Below are 26,547 nucleotides of genomic sequence, written 5' to 3' on the forward strand. Positions count from 1 at the left end.
CACCTGTCTAACTTTTTATTCTAAATTTATAACATTCTCCATCTCTTATAATGCTGTCTATATAGTAATATTTTATGTAATTTATTTTTCTTAAACCATCTAAAATATCTAGATTATCACACACACCTTCCATCTCCATTTTGTTTTTATCTATAGATATTTTAGTAATGTTATCTGTTCCAACTATTTCATATATTTTTTTTATTTCATCAAGCTTTATTCTAGAAAACTTTTCTTTTGTTTTTTCCAGCTTTGGTACAGTATATTTTGATTCATTTATGGGTTTATTGTGACTTATATAATTTTCTAATTCATTTATAGATTTCATATACATAAACATTTTTAATGAAACACATGTTAAAATTAAGATTATCGTTATTTTATAGATTTTATTATATTGCTTAGTTTCTTTAAATCCATTTAAAAAATTTATTGTTTTATAAGCTTTCATTTAAATAATCATCCCTATACTACTTATATAAGTTATACTAGTATCTCTTAAATTCTTATCAAAATTATTTTCCACCCTTACTTTATTTTTTAATTTCAATGGATTTACTTCAGCAATTTTTTCTGTGTCTTTAAGATACTCATCTATAAAACAATTTTCTATGCCATAATAGTAAATATATTTAAATCTACTTATTAATTTTTTTACTGAGTCATATGATTTTATTTCTTTTGATAATAGATATGTTTCTTCTATTTTTTTGTTTTTTGTTATGTTTATAATAAATTGATTCCTTTTACATTCTATAAATACTCCGTCTTCTATAAAGTTATCTATTAGATTTAAACTTATAAGTTTTTGTAGTATATCAAAATTTATGTTTATAGCTTTTGGGTTCATATTTAGATTTTCTGAAATGCTTTTAATTACTTGTATAATATTTTTAGGAAAAAGAATTACTTGTATATTTAACTTATCATTACTAGAGTTTATAATTTTATATTTTATTGAATAGTTATTTATATTTATTGGAATATATTGGGTTATCTCAAATTCTATCATGTTTAATATATCTCTTTTTTTCTTAGTATTCAATATCTCAATATTTCTAATAACTATATCTTGAGTCTGAATATTAAAGTGCAAATTTTTGTATGATTTTTTTAGGTTATTTATATCATCTTTTACTAATTTAACTACGTTTTCTACATAACTAGTTTTTTCAATCTCATCACTGTCATTTTTAATATTAAAACCAATTTCTTTTATACTAGATTTATCGATAAAGATTTTTTTATAGTTTTTTCTTAAAAATACAGCCCTTATATAATCATCATTTATTTCTAAAGTCAAAAATTTTTTAATTATAACCATCTCCTTCTTAAGTAATAATAACTTGTATATTTTTTAATTAAACTTAATATATTTACATTTACAATTGAATACTAAAAATATCTTTATAATTTGATACTAAAAACGTATAAAAACAAATATTATCTTGGATAAAATTGTTTTGAATTTACATTTACACTTATATCTGTACCATTATCACTTATAACAAGTTCAAACTTACCTGATGTACTTTGAGGAACTGGAACAGTATTTAAATAACCTTTTTCTTTAAGTGATTCTACGCTTAGAGATTCTGCTATATTTTCATCATCATTAATAGCCATACTAGCTGCAGTTACTATATTAGCTGCATTTGTATAGTCTGCATTCATCTTGGCACTTTCTTGAACTTTACCATATTTAACTAATGCTATACTAGATATAACCCCTAAAATTGTTACTACTACAATCATTTCAACAAGTGTAAACCCTTTTCGTTTTTTATTTATCAATTAAATTTTCTCTCCTTTTTAAAAGTTTTATTTAGTAAAATTTATTTTTATATTAGAAACTAGTAATTGCATCAAACATAGGAATAACCATTGATAAAATAAAAACTCCAACAATCAATCCCATAAATACAATTATTACAGGCTCTACAAATTTCATTATTTGCTCTATTTTATTATTTAATTCATTTTCATAAAATCTGTTTATTACATCTAGACTCTTATCTAGCTTTCCACTTTCTTCACCTGTATTTGCCATTGAAACAAATAACTTAGGAAAAATATTTGCTAGATTCAAAGACTTACCTATACTATTTCCTTTTTTTATATAATTATTAGAAATCTCTAGTCTCTCATAAATGAATTCATTATCTATGACACTTGCTGACATGTCTATTGCATCCACTATTTGTATGCCACTACTAAGTAAAATAGACAACGCTCTTGAAAATCTGGTTGTAGCTACTAATTGATTAATGCCTTTTAAAAAAGGTATTTTGAATTTAAATGAATTAATTAATTTTTTTAGATTATTATTCATTATAAAAAAATAAATAGTTCCTATTAAAATCAATATAAAACTAAGTATTAAATAACCTAGATAATTTGTAACTATCATAGAAATTCCTATTAAAATCTTAGTTATGAAAGGTGGTTCAATCCCATTACTGGCAAAAACCACCTGAAAATTTGGTATCACAAATATAAAGATAAATATTATTGATATTATTGATAATATGATAAGTATCATTGGATAGATTAAAATAGTTATTATTTTTGTTTTTAATTTATATTCTTTATCATAATAATTAGATAAATCGCTCATTATTACATCTAAGTTTCCACTAGTTTCCCCTGCTTTTATCATGCTTATAAAAAATTTAGAAAATGTTCCTGTGATGTGAAATGATTCTGCTATAGAATTTCCATTTTGAATATGATTTGATACTGTATTAAACAAACTTTTTACTTTTTTGCTAGATTGTCCTTCAATAATTTGAAATATATTTGTAATTTCACATCCAGATTCTAGTAAAATACCTATCTCTTTGCAAATTACTCTAAGCTCTTTATTACTAATCTTGTTTAATACTAAATGAATCTTGTCTAAATTATAAAATATACTTTTAGATACTTTCATGTATTATAATTCCTTCCAAATTATATTAATTATAATTAAATAGGCTCGATATTTTCTAATTTAATATGTTAATTTTATTTTATCTAGATACAATTTACAATCGAGACTTTTAATTAAAATCGATTGTATGAAATTTGGTTACACTGTTTAACTAAATTATTTCATTTACCACTAAACATTCTTCTAATGTTGTTATTTTTTCATTTATTAGCCTTTTACAGCTATCTTCAAATGTTATCATTCCATTTTTTCGTGCTACTTCTTTAACAATACTAGAATCCTTCATATCCCTTATACATGTTTTTATATCATCATTAATTTCTAGAATTTCATAAATTGCTGTTCTCCCAAAATAACCTTTATCATTACATCTCTCACATCCTACAGCTACTTTAGTATTTACATCTCCACTAAAATCATCTTTTATCATAATCTCATGGCTACAATGATTACAAACTTTTCTAACCAACTTTTGAGATATCACACCTATAAGAGATGCATTTAAAAGGTATGGTGGAATTTGCATTTCCAATAGTCTAGCTATAGCAGATACTGCATCATTAGTATGCAAAGTGCTTATAACTAAATGTCCTGTTATAGCGGCTCTTACTGCTATCTTAGCTGTTTCTGCATCTCTTATTTCTCCAACCATTATTATATCTGGGTCTTGTCTTAATATAGCTCTAAGACCTACATCAAAACTCAACCCTACTTTTGAATTTACTTGTATCTGACTTATTCCATCCATCTTGTATTCTACTGGATTTTCTATAGTCATTATATTTTTATTTATACCCTTTAAATCATTTAGTAAGGAATATACTGTAGTAGTCTTTCCGCTCCCTGTAGGTCCTGTCACTAATAATATTCCAGCTCTTTTACTTATTATACGATTTATAGAGTTTATCGCTTCTTCTGAAAATCCAAGTTCTGATTTATCTTTTAAAAAAGTATCTCTATTAAGTATTCTCAAAACAATTTTTTCACCATATACAGTTGGGATTGATGAAACCCTAATGTCAATTAAGCTATCATCTAGCTTTATGTCTACTCTTCCATCTTGAGGAAGCCTTTTTTCTGTTATGTCCATTGAAGCCTTTAATTTAACAACTGTAGCTAATGCTGGATAAACATCTATTAAAAACTTTGATATTTCTTTTAACTCTCCATCAACTCTCATTCTAACTATCAAATGTTCTTTAAATGGTTCTATATGTATATCACTTGCGTTCTCTTTTATAGCTTTTTCTAGAAGATTTTCAAATAATCTTTTTGCATAATTTTCATCAAGTTCAAAGTTATTGTAATATTTTTCTATCTTCTCACTTATAAGTTCTCTTCTTTCTTTTTTTAATATAATTTCTTTCCCCGTTGCTAATCTCAAGTCTTGCAGTGCATATATATCTTCATCTTCTATTTCTACTACTAGATTGTCATCTTGAAATTCTACTGGAAATACATTATACTTTTTTGCAAGTTTTTCTGGTATTAACATTGGTAAACTGCTTTCCTCTAATATAATCTTAATCACCCTTTATATACTTTAATTTATTAGGTATTTTCAGTTTTTTCATAGAGATATTTTCTTCAGCTTTTATACTAACTTTCATTGGATAAGTACTTTGTACACTATCTAAATATTTACTACCTTTGTCTATGTAACTAGATAGTTTATCTTTATCACCAATACATTTTATTTCATAGGGTTGTGCTACTGGAACTCCATTTATATTTATATGGCTACCTGCAAGTACAACTTCTGAGTACTGATTAATTCTTTGACCATTTATTTCTATGTATTTTCCTCCATTTGCTTTTAATTCATTTATGACTTTTACTAAGATTTTATTGTAGTCTATGCTATTGGCAATGTTTCCTGTTTTTTCATCTATGGCATCTATACTTAATACTATTCCGCTACCGTTTACATCTGAATATGAAAGACTCTCCCTAAGACTTTCTATTTTAGAGATTTCATTAGAATTCTTTTGATTTTTCTTCATCGAATTAATTTCTTTATCTAATTTATCTTTCTCTTTTGCCAGTTCTTTTATAGATTTTCTTGTTATTCTTATTTCTTTTCTTATTGACTTATCCTTACTTGTATAAACTGTTTCTTCATTGCTATAATCTCTAAATATGGTTCCAACAAGCATACCTAAAATAGTACTTGCTAGTATTATAAACACATATTGTTTTTTCATACTGTATTACTCCTTACAAATTTATTTTTATATGATAATTTTCTTTAATTAAATATTAAACATTTACATATGCTTATTATATCAAAGTTATATGTTAAAATTCATCTTTAGTATATAATATCATACATTATACTTATGTCCCCACCCTACTAGCATTGAATATAAAGGATTCTGTTATAAACAGTAAAAAGTATATAATTTAATTAGATAACTTATGCTTTTAATATCTGTTAAAGTATAATGTCTAGCTAAATAAATATAAACTAAGCTTAAAATGTATATTGATAATATTTTTGCTTACATACTTTATTTTCAGCTTACACACTTTAATTTAAAAACTTTTCAAAATAAGTACATACATATAGATTATTATTGTAAATGTGTATTGTAATTTTTTATATTGACAAAAAACATCCAACTGTTTATACTGTACTTGTATGAAAATATACAGTTAAAGAGGTGTTTTTTTGAATATAATTATTTCAAATGGTTCTAACTTACCCATTTATGAACAAATTAAAGAACAGATAAAAAAACAAATTCTTTCAGGAGAATTAAAAGAAAATGAAATTCTACCTTCACTTAGACAACTAGCAAGAGATTTAAAGATTAGCGTTTTGACTACTACTAGAGCATATAATGAACTTGAGCAAGAAGGTTTTATTATGAGCCATCAAGGCAAGGGATTTTTTGTTATGTCAAGTAGTTCTGAACTTATTCGTGAACAGTTAATACAAGAAGTAGAATCAAATCTTAATAATGCAATACAAGCAGCGCAAAGAGCGTCTATGACAGATAAAGAAATTATAAGTCTTTTGAGATTATTATTGGAGGTGGAAAAAGGTGAATAATTATTTGGAACTAAATGGTGTTAGTAAAAACTTTAATGATTTTAATCTAAAAAATATAAATTTTACCTTACCAATGGGATATATAATGGGATTAATTGGCCCAAATGGTGCAGGTAAAACAACAACTATACAATTAATTCTAAATATGTTAGAAAAAGATGAAGGAGAGATTTTAGTTTTTGATATGGACAATGTTAAAAATGAAAATCTTATTAAACAGAATATTGGTGTTGTATTTGATAATATATTTTATGCAGATAATTGGACAATAAGAGATACTGAAAAAGCTATATCTATCTTTTATAAAGACTGGAATCACGATATTTTTAAAAGTATGATAACCAGATTTAATTTACCTCTAAATAAAAAAATAAGTGAATTATCTAGAGGTATGCAAATGAAACTTATGTTATCATGTGCATTTTCTCATAATGCTAAGTTGCTTATACTTGATGAACCAACAAGTGGACTTGATGCAGTAACTCGTGATGAACTTTTGGAAATTTTACAGGACTACATAAAAGATGGAGATAGAAGTGTGTTATTTTCTACACATATTACTACTGATTTGGAAAAAGTTGCTGATTATATTACTTTTATAAATAATGGAGAATTATTTTATACTGGAAGTTTGCAAGATTTATTAGAAAAATTTAGATTAATTAAAGGAAGACCAAAAGATTTAACAGAAACACTTAAAAAAGATATTATTGGCCTACGTGAAACAGATATTGGATTTGATGGATTAATTCATACAAATGATACTATTAAATATAATAACTGTATCATAGATACTGCTACTATTGATGATATAGTTATAAAAGTTAGCAAGAGAGGTGTAGTAAGATGACCGATTCAATTAAATTTACTAAACTAGATATTTTTACAATGAAATCTTATTTTAATATGAATTTAGTTTTGTTACCTGTTATAATGCTTTTTTCATATATGGGCTCATCAACATTAACACTTTATATTACTTGTTCTTGGTTTGTTGCCCTTATGATTTCTAACGTTTTTGCCATAGAAGAAAAAAACAACTTAAGTCGCCTATATGGTACTCTTTCAATTAAATTAAGAGATATAGTTTTAGGTCGCTATATTTTCATTTTACTTAACTTTGTATTAACAGTATTTATAATTACTATACTTTCCATAGTCATATTATTTTTTAAAAGTAAATCTATTGATATTCAAGAAATTATACTAGGAATAAGTACCTCTTTTTTAGTTTTTTCTGCTATAGTAGGAGTTCAAATACCTATCTTTTTTAAGATGGGATACCTAAAAACAAGATTTTGGTCATTAATTCCATATATTATTGTATTGACATTAGTTTTAATGACCTCATTGATTGATAAAATATCATTTGTAATAGATTTTATAATATACAACCAAGGTATATTTTCTATTCTTGGGCTTATTGCTAGTTTTATTATTTTAGTAGTTTCTTATAAAATATCTTTCTTACTATACGAAAGTAGACGATAGTGTAAATATAAATTTATCAAAAGTTAAAATCTAAAATAGAAAAAGGAAATGAATTTTTACTAATTCATTTCCTTTTATTTATAAATTAAAATATTTCTCCAATATAATTATATAAAAATTTCAAACATTTATGTACATATATTTAAAAATAAATCTTCTGTACATTGTAAAAATTCAATCATAATAAAATTTCTAATTGAATCCTTACAAAAAGTAGTAAGAGAAGATTAAATATTTTATGTAAACATAGAATTTCTATGAGTTATTTATATATCCGTTTTGATATGTTCAAGATTCACTTTAAAAGTTTTTTCATCTTTTTGAACTTTAAAATTATCATTAGGTAAAACTGTTATAATACTATCTTTATATTCAGACTTATCAACCTTTAAACTTAATCCTGTCTTATTAGAGTCACCATATATATAACAAATAGGTTTTTTATTACTCATAAATACCATTTGTACTATATCCTCACTATCTGCTGGTATGATATTTCTCCATTTATATCCTACAGTTTTATATATTGTTTCAACAGGTGTATATGGTTCAAATATATATAGTTTATCCCATTTAAAAGGAAGCAATTTCCCTAAGCTAATTTCTTTAGTTTTGCTATCTAGACTGAAAATACTTCCAAAAAATTCACTAACTCTATCCATTTCTTGATTTTTTTCAAACGTGGATAACTCACTAGATTTATCAACAACATTCCATTTATCATTATTTTTTTCTAGTTTAAAGTTAATTTTAGAAACACATTCTCCATGTTTTCCTGGTTGCGTAACTATAACTTTTTCTCCTAAATTATTTTTATAGTCATGTTGTTTAATTTGAACATGTGTATGTCCAGCTACTATTGCATCAATACCATCAACATTTCGAGCCAATTCTTGTATTCTATTTCCTGGATTTTTAGGTTTTTTAAGTTTCTCACCTGAATGTACTACAGCAACTATAACATCTGCTTTATCTTTTTTCATTACATCGACCCATTTATTTGCATCATCTACTAAATCATTCATATATAGCTCACCATTATAACCTCCTTGGTCTTTTAACTCCAAAGATTTAGAATCCACACTCTCTCCAACTTCTTTTATTGTAAGACCTAAAATACCTAATTTAACATTACCTTTAGGGGTATTAATATTTTTTATTATATATGGCTTTGTGTAACTACTCCCATCTTTTTTATAAGTATTAGCTGATAATACATCAATACCTTGTTTATTAAAATCAGATATCATATTGTCTAAATAAAATTTAGAGTTAGATACAAATTCGTGATTTCCAAGAACTACAGAATCATATCCCAATTCTTTCATTTCTTTTGCAATAGGAGTTTCTATATACTTCTCGGTTTTATTATCAATATCTGTTCGTCTATCATCAAAATATTTTTCCATAGGTGAACCTATTGGCCCACTATCAAAGAAATCTCCCGCATCTACTAGAGTTATATTTTTATCTTTTTCTCGTTCTTCTTTTATATAAGAAGTTAACTCATAAGGTAGGTTTCCATGTAAATCGGTAGTTGCTAATACATTTATTTCTGTTGTTTGTTTTGAGGCACATCCAGACATTAGTAATACAGACAAAAAAGTAATACCTATAATTATTTTATTTTTCATAAATCCTCCAATTTTATTTTTTCTGAGTATAAATCTTAATTTCATTCTTTATTATATTTAATTTATAATACAAATCTAATATCAATAATAATACATTAATATACAAAAGTCATCTATATATTCCATAAAAACTTAGTTATATACTAGAATATACTCTTGTTTACATAAAAAAAGTCACTCATAATAGTAACTTTTTTAAATGCAACTTTAGATATTATCATCAAGGTCAATTATATAATTATTGCAACTTTCACAATAAAATATTTTACATCTCATTTAATTTTCTTTTTAAGTCTTCAACATATTGTATTTGTATTTTTTTTAAGTTCATAAAGAAATAAGATAAAACTTTTATAATAAGATTTTTAACATATATATTTTCTATAAACACTATTTTAGTTTTTCCATTCTCTTCAAAAAATTCGCCTTGCCAATTACCATAGAAAAATTTATTTTCCATATCAAATTTATAAAACTTATTTTTAGTTTTTTCTGTAACAGTAAATTTTGTGCTGTTTCCATCCTTATTGTACTCAATAAAAGTACTTCCGTCATCTAATATTTCAATTTTACTTATATCACTTCTCCATTTATAATCACGATTGTCTGTAACTATATTCCAAACTGTTTCCACGTCTGTATTAAAATAAGCTGTTATCTCAAATACTCTACATTTTTTCATAAACTCCTCCTATTTTTTTACCCATAGATTTTGAATAGAATTTGGCATGGCACCTGTACACTTGAAAATAGCCCATTTATGAGAAGGTATTGTAAATAAGGTAAATTTATCATTTTTAGGTTTTTCATCTGTCTCAACAGCTGCATAATAATTAAATAATTGTTTGTTTTGTGAAACTGCCATTTCATCTATTCCCAAAATACCACCTTTTGTAACAGTGTTTTCTTTCACATAAGAAATTAGCTCTCTATACAAACTACTATTAAACAAGTCTTGCCAAAACCTTGGTATTTGTTTTCTAAATACATCTTCATCTTTAGAAAATTGTTTCTTTAAAGCAATTACTGAAAATTCTCTCTTATCGACAATTTTGTAATCTAAAGTATTTCCTCCATCTAAAGATATTTTTAATGTTATCTTGCTAAATATTCATAATCTAACTTTTCTAAAATATTTTCTTCAATATAATCAATAGATTGTTGTAATCCCTCTAACCACTTCATTTCATATATACCCCCATATTTTATAATAAATTCTCTAAATTTTCTTGTCTTTTTGTGCAAAGATTTATCTGTTTAAATTATAGCAAAAAACAGCAAACTACCATAGCTTCAAAGCTATAGCAGTTTGCTGTTGATTATATATACTAGTTAATATTAATTTTAAACAGACATATTTTATATATTTTCCTCATACTTTGAGATTCTCTTAACTAGTTCATCTCTCAATTTTCCTACTTCATCAAATCTCATGTTAGGACTATAGTAACTTTCTATAATATCATGTTTTGATTTAGCTCTCTTAAGATTTAAAACTGACCAACAAATTAAGTCATCTAAAACTTTTTCATCAAATTTAATATCTTCTTCATATTTAAGTAATTTTTCTCTATTTAAAAATTGATTCAAATCAATTGTATCTTCATCTTTAAAAGTACTACTTATAGTTATTCCTATATCTAAATCAGTTAATAATATGGTTTCAATTTTTTCAGGAATAAGTGGATAGTGATAAACTTCTACATTCAAGCCTTTCTCAATGGCTTTTTTGTACACTTTACTCAAAAGTGTAGTTTTCCCAGCTCCTATTTCTCCTGATAAATAATAAACCTTACCTACATCCTTTAAAATATGTTCTGTATAATCTAAGCATCCTACAGGAGTTATACCTGATCCAAATAAATGCTTTTCTTTCTTTAACTTTCCTGTACTATCTACTCCATCAAATAATCTTTTTATGAATTCTTCTGTAACTAAATTTACTTTTCCATAATCCATACAGTCGGAATATTTTTCCTCGATATCTCTAAAAATTGGTTCTGCTGATTTTAAAAATTTGAATGCTCTTTTAAAAGCATTACTAATATCTTTATCATAGCTTGAAATTTCTTGTCTATTTTTTTCTAACTCCTCTGTATTCCAGTAATCGCCTAAGTTAATTATCTCGTCCAAAGCACCTGGGAGTTTAGGGTCTACAGTATGTGGAGCAGTTGCATCCATAAGTACCACGCCTAGTTTCTTTATAACTACACCATCCAACGAACTTGGGTCAGAAGGGCAATGATATAATTCAATATCATATCCTTTATGCAAAAACTCTTTATAAATTTTTTTCATTAGTGAGGATTTTCCTACTCCAGGTCCACCCTTTAAACAAAAAACTCTTTTTACATTTTCAGGAATTATATAGTCAAAAAAAGAATATGACCCTTGTGATGTGTTTCCACCTGGAAATGCCTTTTTTATCTTTCCTTCCATATTAGCGCCTCCTCATAATTTACCATACCTCTTAATTAAGATATTAATATTATACGAGTTTTGTTACAGCTTTATGCTTTTGCTAAATATAAAACTTATCATTCAGCAATGGCAATAACTTGTTTTACTTAATTTCAATCTATTACTATACTCTAATTTAGGTTTTGTCCAAAAGTATAATAAAACTGTCTATACTGTGGTGTAGTTGTCTGTATTGCTTAAATCTAATTGTCTCGACTGTTATTTTATGTTAAAATAAAATTAAAAAATACATCTGTTTTTCTTCAGAAATGGGTGAAATTCCCTATCGGCGGTAAAAGCCCGCGAGCCTTATGGCAGAATTTGGTCAAATTCCAAAGCCGACAGTAAAATCTGGATGGTAGAAGAAAATAGTATATGAGTACCTTTATGTAATTTTACATGAGTAATCTATACAAATCCTTCAACTACCGCATTTATTCATGAAAATAAACATATTCTAAGGTACCTAAGAAATAGGTGCTTTTTTGTTGTTTATTTTGTAACTATACTGTACTTATAAAACAAAATCTACTATGTAAAAGATTGGAGTGTTATCAGTGAAACAAAAATGGATAGTATTAATTATCATCTGTATTGGTATATTTATGTCTACTCTTGATGGAAGTATACTAAATATCGCAAATCCTACAATTGCTGCCGACTTTAAAATTAACATGTCGCAAATCCAATGGGTAGTTACAGCTTATATGTTGGTTGTAACAGCTACTATGTTGTTTTTTGGAAAGCTAGGTGATAAGGTAGGTTCAAATTATCTATATACGTTAGGATTTTTTATATTTACAATAGGTTCCTTTCTATGTAGTATATCTAATAACCTAGTAACATTGATTTTATCAAGAATATTTCAAGCAATTGGAGCAAGTATTTTAATGGCAACTGGACTTGGTATAGTTTCTAATGCATTTCCAGCAAATGAAAAGGGAAAGGCTATAGGAATTACTGGAGCAGTAGTTGGTATAGGAAATATGAGTGGTCCTGTAATTGGTGGAATACTTTTAGAACACTTTGGATGGCCTTCTATTTTCATCATCAATATACCTATTGGTATTATAGCAGTCTTTCTTGGGATAAAATTTCTACCAAAACCTATTTTAGATGAACAAAACAAAAGTTTCGATATTCCAGGTCTTCTATTATTTGCATCTTGTACCACACTTATATTGCTTGCAATGAATGGAGAAGGAAATACAAAATGGTATCTAGGAATAGTGGCAATTATAGCATTTTTATTGTTGGTATTGAGAGAAGTAAAATTTGAACAAAGTTTTATTGATTTACCTTTGTTTAAAAATAGAAATTTCACTGTAGGCAATATTATTGGAATAGCTTGTTATTTTCCTCAAATGGCAGTATCTTTCCTACTTCCTTTTTATCTAGAACAACTAAAAAATTTATCTCCTATGATGGCTGGCTCTGTCATGACTGTTCATCCGCTTATTATGGTACTTATAGCTCCTATTGCAGGTTCTCTTTCTGACAAACATGGTGCAAAAAATATTCTGACTGTATCTTTTTCATTTATGACTATTGCTCTGGTTGGAATGGCACTTTTAAAAGCTGATTCTCCATTATATCTTTTGATTCTATGCTTAATTATTTTTGGCTTTGGATTAGGCTCTTTTAGCTCACCAAACAATAGTAGTATCTTGGCAGATGTTCCACCTCAAAAGCAAGGATATGGAGGAAGTTTTCTAGCAACTGTTCGTAATTTGTCATTTGCCCTTGGGACAGCATTTTTCAGTAGTTTCTTTGCACAAAGACTTATATATCATCAAAAGTCTACAAGTCATACACTGGCTTATGTCGCAGCTAGTAATCAATCTTACTGGATTGCAGCAGCAGTATGCTTTATAGGACTTATACTTACAATTTTCTTTATGAAAAAGACAGAAAAAACTACTTCTCAGTAAAGATTTATTGCTAATTATATAAATCACTAAATCTTTAAACAAACTAATTTACACTAATTTTATTAGTTTCTAACAATAATTACTTATATTTATTGTTTATAAACAACAAGGATGCCACAAAATCTCCATTAAAAACATTTTGAGGCATCCTTTATTTGATTTTAATATATATAAACACTTAAAATTAATCTACTGTTATTTCATATCCATGTTGATTGTATTGATTTACAATTTCTTCCCAAAGTTCTTCAACACCAGTCTTTTTTAATGAAGAAACAGGGATTACTTTTTCACTACTCTCCATTTGCAATTTCTTTCTTATAATACTTATATGCTTTTGATATTGTCCTCTAGATATTTTGTCTGCCTTAGTTGCAATAACTACACAGTTATATCCAAAATGTTTTATCCATTCGTACATAAGTTTATCATCTGCTGTAGGTTCATGTCTAATATCTACAAGTAGGAATATAGAGCATAGTTCTTGTCTACTTTCTAGATATCGTTCCATTATACCTCCCCATTTTTCTTTTTCAGATTTGGCTATTTTAGCATACCCATATCCTGGAAGGTCTACAAAATAAAATTCGTTATTTATAAGATAGAAATTTATAGTTCTAGTTTTTCCTGGTGTTTGACTAGTTCTAGCAAAGTTTCTTCTGTTAAGTAATGTATTTATTATTGATGATTTTCCAACATTTGACCTACCAGCTAGTGCTATCTCTGGTATGCCTTCTGCTGGATACTGTGATTTATTCACAGCACTCATAGTTATCTCTGAACTTCTAATTTTCATTTTTTTCACCACTCTTTAATAAAGCTTGTTCTAATACTTCATCCATATGCTCTACAAGTACAAACTCCATCTTCTCTTTTACATTTTCTGGTATATCATCTAAATCAGCTTCACACTCTTTAGGAATTAATACTTTTGTTATACCAGCTCTATGAGCTGCTAATAGTTTTTCCTTAACTCCTCCTACAGCTAACACTCTACCTCTTAAAGTTATTTCTCCTGTCATAGCTATATTACCTGGCACAGGTCTTTTAGTAAGTGCTGAAATTACTGCAAGTGCCATAGTTATACCAGCTGATGGCCCATCTTTTGGAACAGCACCTTCTGGAATGTGTATATGAATATCATTAGTTTTATAAAAATCAGGGTCTATATCAAACCTGTCCACTATTGATCTTATATAAGAAATACCTGTCTTAGCAGATTCTTTCATAACATCTCCTAGTTTTCCAGTTAATACAATTTCACCCTTTCCTTTAAGCACATTTACCTCTACTTCAAGGGTAACTCCACCAACTGCTGTCCATGCAAGTCCATTTACAAGCCCTATTTGAGGATTAATCTCTGCAAGTTGGTATTTAAACATATCTTTTCCAAGATATTTTTCTAAGTCAGACTTATTTACAACAACTTCTTCAAGTGTTGGGTCCTCAACATATTTTTTGGCAATTTTTCTACAAACTTTACCAATAGTTCTTTCTAATGTTCTTACTCCAGCTTCTCTTGTATAATGATTTATTATACTTCTTAAAGTTTCATCGTCCATTTTTATAAAATTCTCTTTTAAAGCATGCTCTTTAATTTGTTTTGGAAGTAAGTATTGTTTTGCTATATTTAATTTTTCTTCTTCTATATATCCAGATACCTCTATTACTTCCATTCTATCTAATAGTGGTCTTGGAATATTGCTTAAACTATTTGCTGTTGTAACAAATAGTATCTTTGATAAATCAAAAGGTATTTCTAAATAGTGGTCCACAAAATCCTTATTTTGCTCTGGGTCCAATACTTCTAGCATAGCTGAAGCTGGGTCACCTTTATAATCTGCTGCCATTTTATCTATCTCATCAAATAAAAACACAGGATTTTTAGTCTGAGCTTCTTTGACTCCATTAATTATTCTTCCTGGAATAGAACCTACATAAGTCCTTCTGTGTCCTCTTATTTCGGCTTCATCTCTAACTCCACCTAAAGATATTCTTACAAATTTTCTATTTAATGCTCTAGCTATTGATTTTACTATAGATGTTTTCCCTGTACCTGGAGGTCCAACTAGACATATTATAGGACCTTTAAGTGATTTAGCAAGAGTTCTTATGGCTAAATACTCTAATATTCTTTCTTTAACCTTCTCCAACCCATAATGGTCTTCATCTAATATAGCTTGTGCTTTAATTATATCTAGTTTATCCTTTGTTTCTTTATTCCATGGTAATGAGAATATAGTATCCAAATAATTTCTACTTACAGATACATCTGGAGACATTGAAGATATCTTTGAAAATTTATCAATTTCTTTTTCTATTTTCTCTTTAGTAGTTTTAGGTGCTTTTATTTTTTTAAGCTTTTCTCTATACTCATCTGCTTCAGAATTTATGTCTTCTTCCTCACCTAATTCCTTTTGTATAGCTTTTAATTGCTCTCTAAGATAGTATTCTTTTTGAACTTTATTCATTTGTTTTTTAACTCTTAAAGTTATCTTTTTTTCTATTTTTAATATATCTATCTCTTCTAGTAATATAGAATATATAAGTTCAAGTCTTTTCTTAATATCAAATTCTTCTAATATTTCCTGCTTCTGACTTGATTTTAGATAAATATTTGCAGCTATTGTATCTATAAATCTATCTACATCCTCTATATCAGCTAAAGATATTAATATTTCTGGTGATACTCTATTTCCAATGTTTATATACTCTTCAAAAGCATCAAATACATTTCTTACAAATGCTTCAATTTCAACTTCTGTTTCACTATCTAAATTATCACTATCAAAAACAATTTCTTCTATTACTGCTCTAAAGTATCCTTCTTCTTGCTCTATTTTTTTTACTCTACCTCTTGATACACCCTCAACCAAGACACGAACTGTATCTCCTGGTAATTTTATCATTTGTTTAACTTTACAAATTGTTCCTACATGATAAAAATCCTCTTCACCTGGTTCATCAACATCTGCTTCTTTTTGAGATGTTAAAAATATAAGCTCTTCATCCATCATAGCTTGGTCTAAAGCTTTAAGAGATATTTCTCTTCCTATATCAAAATTTAATATCATATATGGAAATATTGCTAATCCCCTCAAAGGGATTAATGGTAATTCATGATCTATTTTAGTATAATTTTGTTCCATCAACATTACTCCTTTTCTAGTCTAATTATTTTGCATTTTATATTATATATTTGCACATGTTAATTTTCAACATTAATGATAACTTCTTAGCATATTATATTATTATTTTATTATGATATAATATTAGTGTTAGTATACTTAGATGTTATTTATCTTTTGGAGGTTTCTATTATGTTGAAATTGTTTTTAACCTTTTTAAAAATTGGTGCGTTTACATTTGGTGGTGGATACGCTATGGTTCCTCTTATACAAGATGAACTTGTAAACAAACAAAAACTTTTAGAGCAGGAAGAATTTATCGATTATCTATCCATAGCTCAAAGTTATCCTGGAGTACTAGCAATTAATATCTCTGTATTATTAGGATATAAGCTTTATGGTATACCAGGAGTTCTTATATGTACCCTAGGCTCTGCTCTACCGTCATTTTGTATAGTCTTAGTGTTGTCATATTTATATTTTAAAAATTCCTCATCTAAAATTTTAGATGGATTTTTTAAAGGAGTTGCGCCTGTAGTAATAGCTCTTATATTGTATTCTTTTACGAGCATGTTTAAGAAACTGCCAAAGTCTAAAACTAACATACTACTATTAATTATAGCAGTTTTATCTGTTGGTGTATTCAATATAAGTCCTATTTATTTAATAATTGGAGGAGGTGTATATAGTCTATGTCAGAAATAACACTACTCTTCTTAATATTCCTTAAAATAGGAGCATTTAGTTTTGGTGGTGGGTATGCTATGCTACCATTTATTCAACAAGAATTTATATCTAAATACCACCTTATAACTAATCAAGAATTCTTAGATTTACTTGCTATATCGCAATCTACACCAGGTCCTGTAGCAATAAATAGTGCTACATTTGTAGGATTTAAAACTGCTGGTTTTTTTGGTTCTCTATCTGCAACTATCGGTGTTACAATATTTGCATTAGTAGGCTTAACCATTATATCAAAGTTATTTGCTAAGTTCAAAAATAATAAAAAAGTAGAAAATTTATTAATGGTACTTAGACCAATTACTTTAGGTTTTATACTGTCAGCCGCTTTTTCATCTGCAAAAGAAGTTAGTTGGGACTTATATGGAATAATCGCATTTGCAGTATCATTCTACCTTCTATATAAAGGGAAAATTGGCTCTATTGCAATTGTATTCGTCTTTGGTATTATAGGTATTCTACTCACATTTTTATCATAATAATACCTAATTTCATATTAGCATAAAAAAAGGAGCCTTTTAAAGCTCCTTTTCATCATCTTATGCACTTTCCTCTTGATCCTTAAGTACTATGATAGGATTTACTGAGTCTTCGTTCACAGATTTCTCTGTTACTATAACCTTCTTTATATTATCTCTAGATGGTACTTCAAACATAGTTTCCATCATTACACTTTCAACTATACTTCTAAGTCCTCTAGCTCCTGTATTTCTTTCTATAGCCTTTTTAGCTATTGCACGAAGAGCATCGTCTTCAAATTCTAGCTCAACATCATCTAACTCTAATAATTTCTTATATTGCTTTACTAGAGCATTTTTAGGTTGTTGTAGTATTTGCATTAATGCATCTTCATCCAGTAATTCTAAAGTAGCTAAAACTGGTATTCTTCCTATAAATTCAGGTATTATACCATACTTTAATAAATCCTCTGGAAGTACTTTTTCATATAACTTCCCTAAATCTAATTCTTTTTTACTTTCTATCTTAGCTCCAAACCCTAGTGTCTTATCTCCACCACGTTTTTGGATTATTCTTTCTAGCCCATCAAAAGCTCCACCTAATATAAATAATACATTAGTAGTATCTATCTTTAAAAATTCTTGATGAGGATGTTTTCTTCCTCCTTGTGGTGGGACATTTGCAACAGTGCCTTCTAATATTTTTAAAAGAGCTTGTTGAACACCCTCTCCACTAACATCTCTAGTTATAGATGGATTTTCAGATTTTCTTGCAATCTTATCTATCTCATCTATATATATTATACCTCTTTCAGCTTTTTCTATATCAAAATCAGCAGCTTGAATAAGTTTTAAAAGTATATTTTCAACATCTTCTCCAACATATCCAGCCTCTGTTAGTGATGTAGCATCTGCCATTGCAAAAGGTACATTTAAAGTTCTAGCTAAAGTCTGTGCTAATAACGTCTTACCAGAACCTGTAGGTCCTAATAAAAGTATATTACTCTTTTGGATTTCTATATCCTTGCTACTAGACTTTTTACTATATATTCTCTTGTAATGATTGTAAACCGCAACTGATAAAGCTTTTTTAGCTTTTTCTTGACCTATTACATAATCATTTAAGATATTCATCATTTCTTTTGGTTTTGGTAAAGATGTAGTATCTTCATCTATAGTATCTTCTATTTCTTCTTGAATAATTTCGTCACAAAGTTCAACACACTCATCACAAATGTATACATTTGGACCTGCAATTAATCTTCTTACTTGATCTTGATTTTTACCGCAGAATGAACACTTTAATTGTCGTTTCTCTTCGTATTTAGACATATTAACACCTCTCTCTATCTACGGTCTCTTTGTAAATACTTCATCTATTAAGCCATATTCCTTGGCTTCTGATGCACTCATGAAGTTATCACGTTCAGTATCCATTTTTATTTTCTCTAATGGCTGACCAGTTCTTTCAGATAATATTTCATTTAAAGTTTCTTTTATTTTTAAAATTCTCTTTGCGTGAATTTCTATATCTGTTGCTTGACCTTGAGCTCCACCTAATGGTTGATGTATCATTATCTCACTATTTGGTAGTGCTAGTCTTTTTCCTTTTGCTCCTGCTGCCAACAAGAATGCTCCCATAGAAGCAGCCATACCTATACATATAGTACTTACATCTGGTTTGATGTATTGCATAGTATCATATATAGCCATTCCAGAAGTTATACTTCCTCCTGGAGAATTTATATATAAATGTATATCTTTGTCTGGGTCTTCAGCTTCTAAGAATAATAGCTGTGCTACTATAAGCCCTGCTGTGGCATCATTAACTTGATCTCCTAAGAAGATTATTCTGTCCTTTAATAGTCTAGAGAAGATATCATAAGATCTTTCTCCTCTTCCTGTTTGTTCAACAACTACAGGTACTAATGCCATGGTTTCATACCCCCTTTATTCTATATAATTTACAGTAGCTTTTTTAAGCTACTGTAAATTATTTTACGCATTTAACTAAATTATATTTGCACAACATTATATACTAAACATTCTATAACGTCAACCATATTAGTTATAGCGGTTATTTTATTAAGCTATTGTTGCACTTTCAACTAATAAGTCTATTGTCTTTCTTATTTTTATTTGTCCTTTTATATCTTCCTTATCAGCATCTCTTAAAGTAGTTTCTATTTTTTCTACTTCCATATTGTAAGCAGAAGCCATTTTTTCTAATTCAGCTTTAAATTCTTCTTCTGTTGCTTCAATTCCTTCAGCTTTAGTTATTGCTTCCAATACTAGTGAAGATTTAACTAATTTTTTAGCATCTTCTTTTCTTTCTTCTCTTAATTCTTCCATAGTTCTACCAGTCATCTCTAGTAATTGTTGTAATCCAAATCCTTGATATTGTAATTGGTAGTTAAGTTCGTTTAACATATTATCTATTTGATGCTCTACCATAACTTCTGGTATTTCTATTTCTGTATTTTCAGCAACTTTTTCTACTACTGAATTTCTAATTTCTGCATCTGCTTTATTTTTTGCTTCTTCTTCTAATTTAGCTCTTACATCTGCTTTTAATTCATCTAAAGTATCAAATTCACTAGTATCTTTAGCAAATTCATCATCTAATGCAGATAATTCTTTTACTTTTACATCATTTACTTTTACATTAAATACAACTGGCTTTCCAGCTAAATCTTCTGAGTGGTATTCTTCTGGGAAAGTAACATTAACTTCAACTTCTTCTCCAGCTTTTTTACCTACTAATTGCTCTTCAAATCCTGGTATAAATGTGTTTGAACCTATAACTAAGTTATAATTTTCACCTTTACCACCATCAAAAGCTACACCATTGTCAAAACCTTCAAAGTCTATTATAGCTGTATCGCCATCTTCTAAAGCTTTGTCTTCAACACTTACTAATCTAGCATTTTTTTCAACCATTTCTTGTAATTTAGCTTCAACATTTTCATCACTTACAGTATTCTCAACCTTAGCTACTTCTATACCCTTATAGTTTCCTAATTCAAACTCTGGTTTAACTTCAACATTAAGAACCATAACTAATCCATTGTCTTTGCTTATTTCTTCTATATCTAAATCTGGATTGTCTATTGGATCTATATCTAATTCCTTGATAGCTTCTGGATAAACTTCTGGGAATAACACTTCTATAGCATCATTATAGAAGATACCTTTTCCATATTGAGTTTCTATAACAATTCTTGGAGCTTTACCTTTTCTGAATCCAGGTATATTATATTTGCCTTTGCTTTTATTATAAGCCTTATTTACTGCTGCTTCAAATTTATTGTTATCTACTGTTATTTTTAAAGTAACTTTATTACCCTCTTTTTTAATTAGTTCTGCTTTCATCCTTCTAATCCTCCTAGTGATATTTATGTAATACCCGATAATGGTATCATAATTCATTCTATTTATAATTCAACCACTTAATTATATCACATAAGTTTTTTTATTTACAAGTGTTCCATTAATATCGTTGTACTTATTTGATAAAATTTAATTTTTTGAGTGTTTTTTGCCATTTTTTTGGATAAATACACCTTTATATGCGTATTTCCTCTATATTTATGTCCTCTTCTTCTATCTCCATAATTACAAAACTCTTATACGATACTCCTCTTGGAAGTGAAGTACTTCCAGGATTTATGTAAAGCACACCATTTTTAATTTCTCTAAATGGAGTATGAGTATGACCAAATATAACTATGTCAGCATTAACCTCAGCAGCCTTATTTTCTAACATTTGTGTGCCATATTTTACACCATACTTATCTCCGTGGCATAAAAATATAGTTTTATTTGCTACTTCAAAGACAATTTCTTCTTCTATAGCATCAAAATCACAATTTCCTTTAACTGCAATAATTCCAACCTTAGTCATATTATGAAGATATCTTGAGTCTGTAAAGTTGTCTCCTGCATGAATTATTAAGTCACATTCTTCTAAATATGGTATTGTCTTTTCCATATTTTTAATCATCATATGTGTATCACTTATTATGCCTATTTTCATTACTTCACTACCCTTTTCATAAACTCTTGTTTCATAATTTTTAGTGCATTTGCTCTGTGGCTGATTGAATTTTTTATAACACTAGGTATTTCACCAAAGGTTTTATTATATCCTTTTACTATAAATAAGCTATCATATCCAAAGCCATTTTTGCCCTTTTCTTCAAAGCCTATCATTCCTTCACAAATTCCTCTCACTACAAATTCTTTTCCATCTGGAAAAACTACTGCTATTGCAGAGACAAATCTTGCATTTCTTTTACTCATTGGCACATTTTGCATGGCTTTTAATAGCTTTTCTCTATTTTCTTCATCTGTAGCATGCTCTCCTGCATATCTAGCTGAATAAACACCTGGTTTTTTTCCCAAAGCATCTACCTCTAAGCCAGAATCATCAGCTATAGCTATAAGTTTAGTTTTTCTAGCTATTGTTCTAGCCTTTATTAATGCATTATGCTCAAATGTTTTTCCATCCTCTACTATTTCTATACCTGCTAAATCAACATCTTTTAGAGAATACACCTCATATTCAAAATCCTTTAAGATTTCACCTATTTCTTCTAGCTTATGAGCATTATTAGTAGCAATCACTACTTCATTACCATAATCCATTCCTAATATCTCATCTGCTATTTCACCTAAAACTTCTCTTTGAAGTCTTATTAGTTCTTTATTCCCTTTTTCTCCTAACTCTAACAATAAATTTAAATCTTTTCTTGAAAAAGGTTTCTCTTCACCAGTACCCTGTACTTCTACAAACTCACACTTGTCAGTCATTATTATATTCATATCTACTTGTGCTTTAGAATCTTCTTCGTAACATAAATCTAGCATATGGGTTTCATTTACTATTCCAACACTAATTGCAGATACAAAATTTGTTATTGGCATTTCTTTTAATGTTTTTGCTTTATATAATTTATAGATTGCTTCAGCAACTGCTACAAACGCCCCCGTTATAGATGCAGTTCTAGTTCCACCATCAGCTTGAATCACATCACAATCTACCCAAATAGTTCTTTCTCCTAGTTTATTTAAGTCTATAACAGACCTTATTGCCCTTCCTATTAACCTCTGTATTTCTTGAGTTCTTCCGTCGATTTTTCCTCTAGATGCGTCCCTTATTTTTCTCTGTTGAGTTGCCCTTGGTAACATTGAATATTCAGCATTTATCCATCCAGTACCACTATTTCTCAAAAAAGGAGGTACTTTTTCTTCCACTGATGCAGTACATATAACCTTTGTCTCTCCCATTTCTATAAGAACAGAACCTTCTGCATACTTTGTATAATTTCTAGTAATATTTACAGGTCTTATCTGTTCATTAGTTCTATCATAACTTCTGATCATTTTTATATCCTTTCTTAATTCTTTATATTTTATAAATTTATTTTTATAAGTTTTAAGTTTATTAATCTTCTATAATGTCATTTTTCATAATCTGATAGCTTACTGAACTATTCTATCATTAATTATAGTAGTTTTCTACTAAATTAAATGACTTTTTAGCCCTCTAATACAGCTTTTACTTCATCTTTCGATGATAAAGTTAATAATTCTAAAAATCTCTCTTCATCTATAACTTTAATTCCTAAATCATTTGCTTTTGTAAGTTTAGAGCCAGCTTCTTCTCCAGCTAAAACAAAAGTTGTCGATTTACTTACACTAGATGTAGCTTTGCCACCTCTTTTTTCTATCATATCTTTTGCATCATTTCTTTTTAATGTAGGAAGTGTACCAGTCAATACTATTTTCATTCCTTCAAATATTCTTTCTACTGTTTCACCTGTATTCTCTAATGATTTTGTATTTACTCCTACACTTTTTAGTTTTTCTATGACATTTATATTTTTATCTTCCTTAAAAAACTCAACAACACTATTTGCCATTATACCCCCAAATTCTTCTAAATCTTCTAATTGCTCACTTGTTGCAGAAATCACATCATCTAAATCTTTAAATTTTGAGGCAAGTATCTTAGCTGCCTTAACACCTATAAATTTAATTCCCAAACCATTTATAAGTCTCCATAAATCATTTTCTTTTGACTTTTCTATTGAATTTATTAAATTATCAGCAGATTTTTCACCCATTCTTTCTAAATCAACTACATCTTCCTTTTTTATATAATATAAATCAGACACATCTTGAATTATTTTTTCATTTAGCAACAATGTAATTATAGATTCTCCTAAACCATCTATATTCATTGCATCTCTTGATACAAAATGTATAATCCCTCTTCTTATTTGAGCAGGACAAGACATATTTATACACTTTACAGCAGCTTCTCCTTCTAATCTTACTGTTGGTTCTGAACAAACAGGACATTTTTCTGGCATTTTAAAATCTACTTCTTCTCCAGTACGAGCTTCTTTTATAACTTCTAAAACTTGAGGTATTATATCTCCTGCTTTTTGAACCAATACTGTATCATTTATTTTTATGTCTTTCTCTTTTATATAGTCTTCATTATGAAGTGTTGCTCTACTTACGGTAGTCCCAGCAAGTCTAACTGGTTCAAGTACTGCTGATGGTGTTATTGTACCAGTTCTTCCAACTTCTACTATTATATCTACTATTTTAGTTTTTTTCTTTTCTGCTGGAAATTTATATGCAATTGCCCATCTTGGACTCTTTGCAGTATATCCCATCTCTTCCCTTTGTTTTATATTATTTACTTTTATTACCATTCCATCTATCTCGTATTCTAAATTACCTCTATTTTCTGTCCAATGTTCAATATGTTCAATAACTTCATCTATATTTTTACAAACTTTATAACTTTGACTTACTGAAAAACCTAGTTTTTCTAAATATTCTAAGGATTCACTATGACTCTCTAAAGTATAATCTTCTATATTTTCCATATTAAATACAAATATATCTAATGGTCTCTTTGCAGTTAATTTCGAGTCTAGTTGTCTTAATGAACCTGCTGCAAGATTTCTTGGGTTAGCAAATAGTGGTTGTTCCTGTTCTTCTTGTTGTTCATTCACTTTTCTAAAATTATCTTTTGATATATATACTTCTCCTCTAACTATTAACTCTTTTTTTTCATCTATTTTAAGAGGTATACTTTTGACAGTCATTAAATTTTGAGAAATGTCTTCTCCTACGACTCCATCACCTCTAGTTGCTCCTTTTTCAAATGCTCCATTATTATAGGTAAGACCTACTGAAAGCCCATCTATCTTAAATTCAACGACATATTCAACACTATCTCCCACATATTCCTGAACTCTCTTATCAAAATCTCTCAAATCTTGCTCTGAAAAAGCATTTGATAAACTCAGCATAGGAGTTTTATGTACAATTTGATTAAATTTATCTAATGGCTTACCTCCTACTCTATTTGTTGGAGAATCAATTCTCTTTAGTTCTGGATTTTGTTCTTCCAAAGATATTAGTTCTTTCATTAGCTTGTCATATTCATAGTCAGATATCTCTGGGCTATCTTGGTTATAATACCTTTCATTATGATAGTTTATTTGTTCTATAAGTTTATTAATTTCATTTTTAACGCTCACTCTTAGCACCTCTTCATATTTTTTAAATTGAATCATTTTAAAATTTCCCTATAATTAATTATTTCCTATTTATATATTTTTTAGTATATCACTTTTTTGACTTTAAATTTATTACAAAAAAAACTCTTATAGTATCTCTAATAACACTAATAAGAGTTTTTTATTTTCATTAGAATTTTTACATATTTAATAACCTTTTGATATATCAACAACATTATCTACAGGTTTATTTTCTATTATATAATGTTTTAAATTATTATAGACCATATTAAATGTTCTCTCTTTATTTTTATCAGACACCCAAGAGTTATGAGGAGTTACTATAACATTTTCACTTTCCCATAGTTTATTATCTTTACTTAAAGGCTCACTTTCAAATACATCTAATGCTACACCTCTAAACTTCTCTACACAATCTTCTAAATCTTTCTGATTAACTGTGTTTCCTCTACCTACATTAATAAATACAGAACCTTCTTTCATAAGGTTAAACATATCTTTATTTACTATTCCATCTGTACTCTTTGTAGAAGGCATTGCTACAACTAATATATCACATTCCTTAAATACAACATCCATATCTTCAGTAGAAAAACACTTGTCAAAGTATTTTTTGTTGCTTCCATCAGTATTGACTCCCCATATTTCTACACCAAAGGCCTTTAACCTTTTAGCTGCTTCTGATGATATAGTTCCTGTTCCAAGAAATCCAACCCTTTGACCATATAATTCTGATACAGAAAAATCCATTTTCCATTCTTTATTTTGCTGTTGTTTAAAAAATTTTGCACTATTTTTATAAATTTCTAAAATATACATAACGATGCTTTCACCAATAGGTATACTATACCCTCCCCTATTATTAGCTACCTTGATATCTCTTTTTAACACATCTTCTTTTGGGATTTGGTCTATACCTACACTTGTTGTTTGTATATATTTTAAATTTTCCATTTTAGAAATATCTAATCTGTCAAAAGGATTATATGTAACTAGCACATCTGCAGTGTTTACATCTTCATTATTTTCTATACTATCTTCGGAATAATGTATAACATCATATCCTAATTCATTTATTTTTTTAAATTTTTCTTCTCCATAATTTATTGTAAATAATACTTTCATTTTACTTTCCTCCATCCACTTGTA

The 26,547-nt window shown here is 28.0% G+C and carries 25 protein-coding genes and 1 riboswitch; of the genes, 6 read left to right on the top strand and 19 right to left on the bottom strand.

Annotated elements, in window-relative coordinates; translation table 11 throughout:
* Positions 1-7: 7 nt before the first annotated feature.
* From KGF45_RS09980 to KGF45_RS10005, 6 genes are all read right to left on the bottom strand, one after another.
* Positions 8-451, bottom strand: a complete 444-nt coding sequence (locus KGF45_RS09980) for a hypothetical protein (RefSeq protein ID WP_227842448.1) — start codon at positions 449-451, stop codon at positions 8-10.
* Positions 452-1,303 carry a pilus assembly protein PilM gene (locus KGF45_RS09985; protein ID WP_227842450.1) on the bottom strand — a complete coding sequence of 284 codons (852 nt, stop codon included), beginning with the start codon at positions 1,301-1,303 and terminating at the stop codon, positions 452-454.
* A 140-nt stretch (positions 1,304-1,443) separates the two neighbouring features.
* On the bottom strand, positions 1,444-1,794 hold the full coding sequence (locus tag KGF45_RS09990) for a type II secretion system protein (protein WP_227828287.1): 351 nt from the start codon (positions 1,792-1,794) through the stop codon (positions 1,444-1,446).
* Positions 1,795-1,846: 52 nt separating this feature from the next.
* Entirely contained in the window at positions 1,847-2,932 is a 1,086-nt protein-coding gene (locus tag KGF45_RS09995; RefSeq protein WP_227828286.1) for a type II secretion system F family protein, read from the bottom strand.
* A 151-nt stretch (positions 2,933-3,083) separates the two neighbouring features.
* Positions 3,084-4,427, bottom strand: a complete 1,344-nt coding sequence (locus tag KGF45_RS10000) for a GspE/PulE family protein (protein WP_227840318.1) — start codon at positions 4,425-4,427, stop codon at positions 3,084-3,086.
* Positions 4,428-4,455: 28 nt separating this feature from the next.
* Positions 4,456-5,136, bottom strand: coding sequence for a DUF881 domain-containing protein (locus KGF45_RS10005; protein WP_227828284.1), 681 nt, complete (start codon positions 5,134-5,136; stop codon positions 4,456-4,458).
* Between the two features lie 467 nt (positions 5,137-5,603).
* Here KGF45_RS10005 and KGF45_RS10010 point away from each other — a divergent pair, with 467 nt between their 5' ends.
* From KGF45_RS10010 to KGF45_RS10020, 3 genes are read left to right on the top strand one after another with little or no spacing between them, the layout of a single operon-like run.
* On the top strand, positions 5,604-5,987 hold the full coding sequence (locus KGF45_RS10010) for a GntR family transcriptional regulator (protein ID WP_227828283.1): 384 nt from the start codon (positions 5,604-5,606) through the stop codon (positions 5,985-5,987).
* Positions 5,980-6,837 carry an ABC transporter ATP-binding protein gene (locus KGF45_RS10015; RefSeq protein ID WP_227828282.1) on the top strand — a complete coding sequence of 286 codons (858 nt, stop codon included), beginning with the start codon at positions 5,980-5,982 and terminating at the stop codon, positions 6,835-6,837. The genes KGF45_RS10010 and KGF45_RS10015 overlap by 8 nt, the downstream gene beginning before the upstream one ends.
* Positions 6,834-7,478, top strand: coding sequence for an ABC-2 transporter permease (locus KGF45_RS10020; protein WP_227842452.1), 645 nt, complete (start codon positions 6,834-6,836; stop codon positions 7,476-7,478). The genes KGF45_RS10015 and KGF45_RS10020 overlap by 4 nt, the downstream gene beginning before the upstream one ends.
* Before the next feature lie 266 nt (positions 7,479-7,744).
* On the opposite strand, the gene KGF45_RS10025 is transcribed toward KGF45_RS10020, so the two are convergent.
* The 4 genes from KGF45_RS10025 to KGF45_RS10040 form a co-directional block, all read right to left on the bottom strand.
* Positions 7,745-9,112 (bottom strand): metallophosphoesterase, encoded by a 1,368-nt coding sequence (locus tag KGF45_RS10025; protein WP_227842454.1) that lies wholly within the window; start codon positions 9,110-9,112, stop codon positions 7,745-7,747.
* 265 nt (positions 9,113-9,377) lie between these two features.
* Positions 9,378-9,794: a hypothetical protein gene (locus tag KGF45_RS10030; RefSeq protein WP_227828279.1), complete on the bottom strand. Its 417-nt coding sequence runs from the start codon at positions 9,792-9,794 to the stop codon at positions 9,378-9,380.
* 9 nt (positions 9,795-9,803) lie between these two features.
* Complete coding sequence (locus KGF45_RS10035) at positions 9,804-10,223, bottom strand: GyrI-like domain-containing protein (RefSeq protein WP_413906978.1); 420 nt, start codon at positions 10,221-10,223, stop codon at positions 9,804-9,806.
* A gap of 248 nt (positions 10,224-10,471) precedes the next feature.
* Positions 10,472-11,551, bottom strand: a complete 1,080-nt coding sequence (locus KGF45_RS10040) for an ATP-binding protein (RefSeq protein ID WP_227828278.1) — start codon at positions 11,549-11,551, stop codon at positions 10,472-10,474.
* 276 nt (positions 11,552-11,827) lie between these two features.
* Positions 11,828-11,943, top strand: a riboswitch (FMN riboswitch).
* 186 nt (positions 11,944-12,129) lie between these two features.
* On the opposite strand from KGF45_RS10040, the gene KGF45_RS10045 reads away from it, so the two are divergent.
* Positions 12,130-13,503: an MFS transporter gene (locus KGF45_RS10045; protein ID WP_227828277.1), complete on the top strand. Its 1,374-nt coding sequence runs from the start codon at positions 12,130-12,132 to the stop codon at positions 13,501-13,503.
* Positions 13,504-13,687: 184 nt separating this feature from the next.
* On the opposite strand, the gene yihA is transcribed toward KGF45_RS10045, so the two are convergent.
* The gene (gene yihA / locus KGF45_RS10050; protein ID WP_009891775.1) at positions 13,688-14,299 is read right to left on the bottom strand and encodes a ribosome biogenesis GTP-binding protein YihA/YsxC; all 612 of its coding nucleotides are present in this window, start codon (positions 14,297-14,299) and stop codon (positions 13,688-13,690) included.
* On the bottom strand, positions 14,289-16,652 hold the full coding sequence (lon, locus tag KGF45_RS10055) for an endopeptidase La (RefSeq protein WP_227828276.1): 2,364 nt from the start codon (positions 16,650-16,652) through the stop codon (positions 14,289-14,291). The genes yihA and lon overlap by 11 nt, the downstream gene beginning before the upstream one ends.
* Before the next feature lie 171 nt (positions 16,653-16,823).
* On the opposite strand from lon, the gene KGF45_RS10060 reads away from it, so the two are divergent.
* Positions 16,824-17,336 carry a chromate transporter gene (locus tag KGF45_RS10060; protein WP_227435756.1) on the top strand — a complete coding sequence of 171 codons (513 nt, stop codon included), beginning with the start codon at positions 16,824-16,826 and terminating at the stop codon, positions 17,334-17,336.
* Complete coding sequence (locus KGF45_RS10065; protein WP_227842455.1) at positions 17,324-17,854, top strand: chromate transporter; 531 nt, start codon at positions 17,324-17,326, stop codon at positions 17,852-17,854. Before KGF45_RS10060 ends, KGF45_RS10065 begins: the two co-directional genes overlap by 13 nt.
* Before the next feature lie 60 nt (positions 17,855-17,914).
* On the opposite strand, the gene clpX is transcribed toward KGF45_RS10065, so the two are convergent.
* The 7 genes from clpX to KGF45_RS10100 form a co-directional block, all read right to left on the bottom strand.
* Positions 17,915-19,165 (bottom strand): ATP-dependent Clp protease ATP-binding subunit ClpX, encoded by a 1,251-nt coding sequence (clpX, locus tag KGF45_RS10070; RefSeq protein WP_227842457.1) that lies wholly within the window; start codon positions 19,163-19,165, stop codon positions 17,915-17,917.
* 18 nt (positions 19,166-19,183) lie between these two features.
* Positions 19,184-19,768 (bottom strand): ATP-dependent Clp endopeptidase proteolytic subunit ClpP, encoded by a 585-nt coding sequence (gene clpP, locus KGF45_RS10075; protein ID WP_227435751.1) that lies wholly within the window; start codon positions 19,766-19,768, stop codon positions 19,184-19,186.
* A gap of 150 nt (positions 19,769-19,918) precedes the next feature.
* Positions 19,919-21,205 (bottom strand): trigger factor, encoded by a 1,287-nt coding sequence (gene tig / locus KGF45_RS10080; RefSeq protein WP_227828274.1) that lies wholly within the window; start codon positions 21,203-21,205, stop codon positions 19,919-19,921.
* A gap of 193 nt (positions 21,206-21,398) precedes the next feature.
* Positions 21,399-21,869, bottom strand: a complete 471-nt coding sequence (locus KGF45_RS10085; RefSeq protein WP_227828273.1) for a metallophosphoesterase — start codon at positions 21,867-21,869, stop codon at positions 21,399-21,401.
* Entirely contained in the window at positions 21,869-23,218 is a 1,350-nt protein-coding gene (rph, locus tag KGF45_RS10090) for a ribonuclease PH (RefSeq protein ID WP_227828272.1), read from the bottom strand. The genes KGF45_RS10085 and rph overlap by 1 nt, the downstream gene beginning before the upstream one ends.
* Positions 23,219-23,373: 155 nt before the next feature.
* A complete protein-coding gene (gene ligA / locus KGF45_RS10095) occupies positions 23,374-25,398 on the bottom strand; it encodes an NAD-dependent DNA ligase LigA (protein WP_227828271.1) in 2,025 nt (674 codons plus the stop codon).
* 186 nt (positions 25,399-25,584) lie between these two features.
* Complete coding sequence (locus KGF45_RS10100) at positions 25,585-26,523, bottom strand: phosphoglycerate dehydrogenase (protein ID WP_227828270.1); 939 nt, start codon at positions 26,521-26,523, stop codon at positions 25,585-25,587.
* Positions 26,524-26,547: the final 24 nt, after the last annotated feature.

Source organism: Clostridioides sp. ZZV14-6154 (assembly GCF_020657785.1).
Classification (GTDB): Bacteria; Bacillota; Clostridia; order Peptostreptococcales; family Peptostreptococcaceae; genus Clostridioides.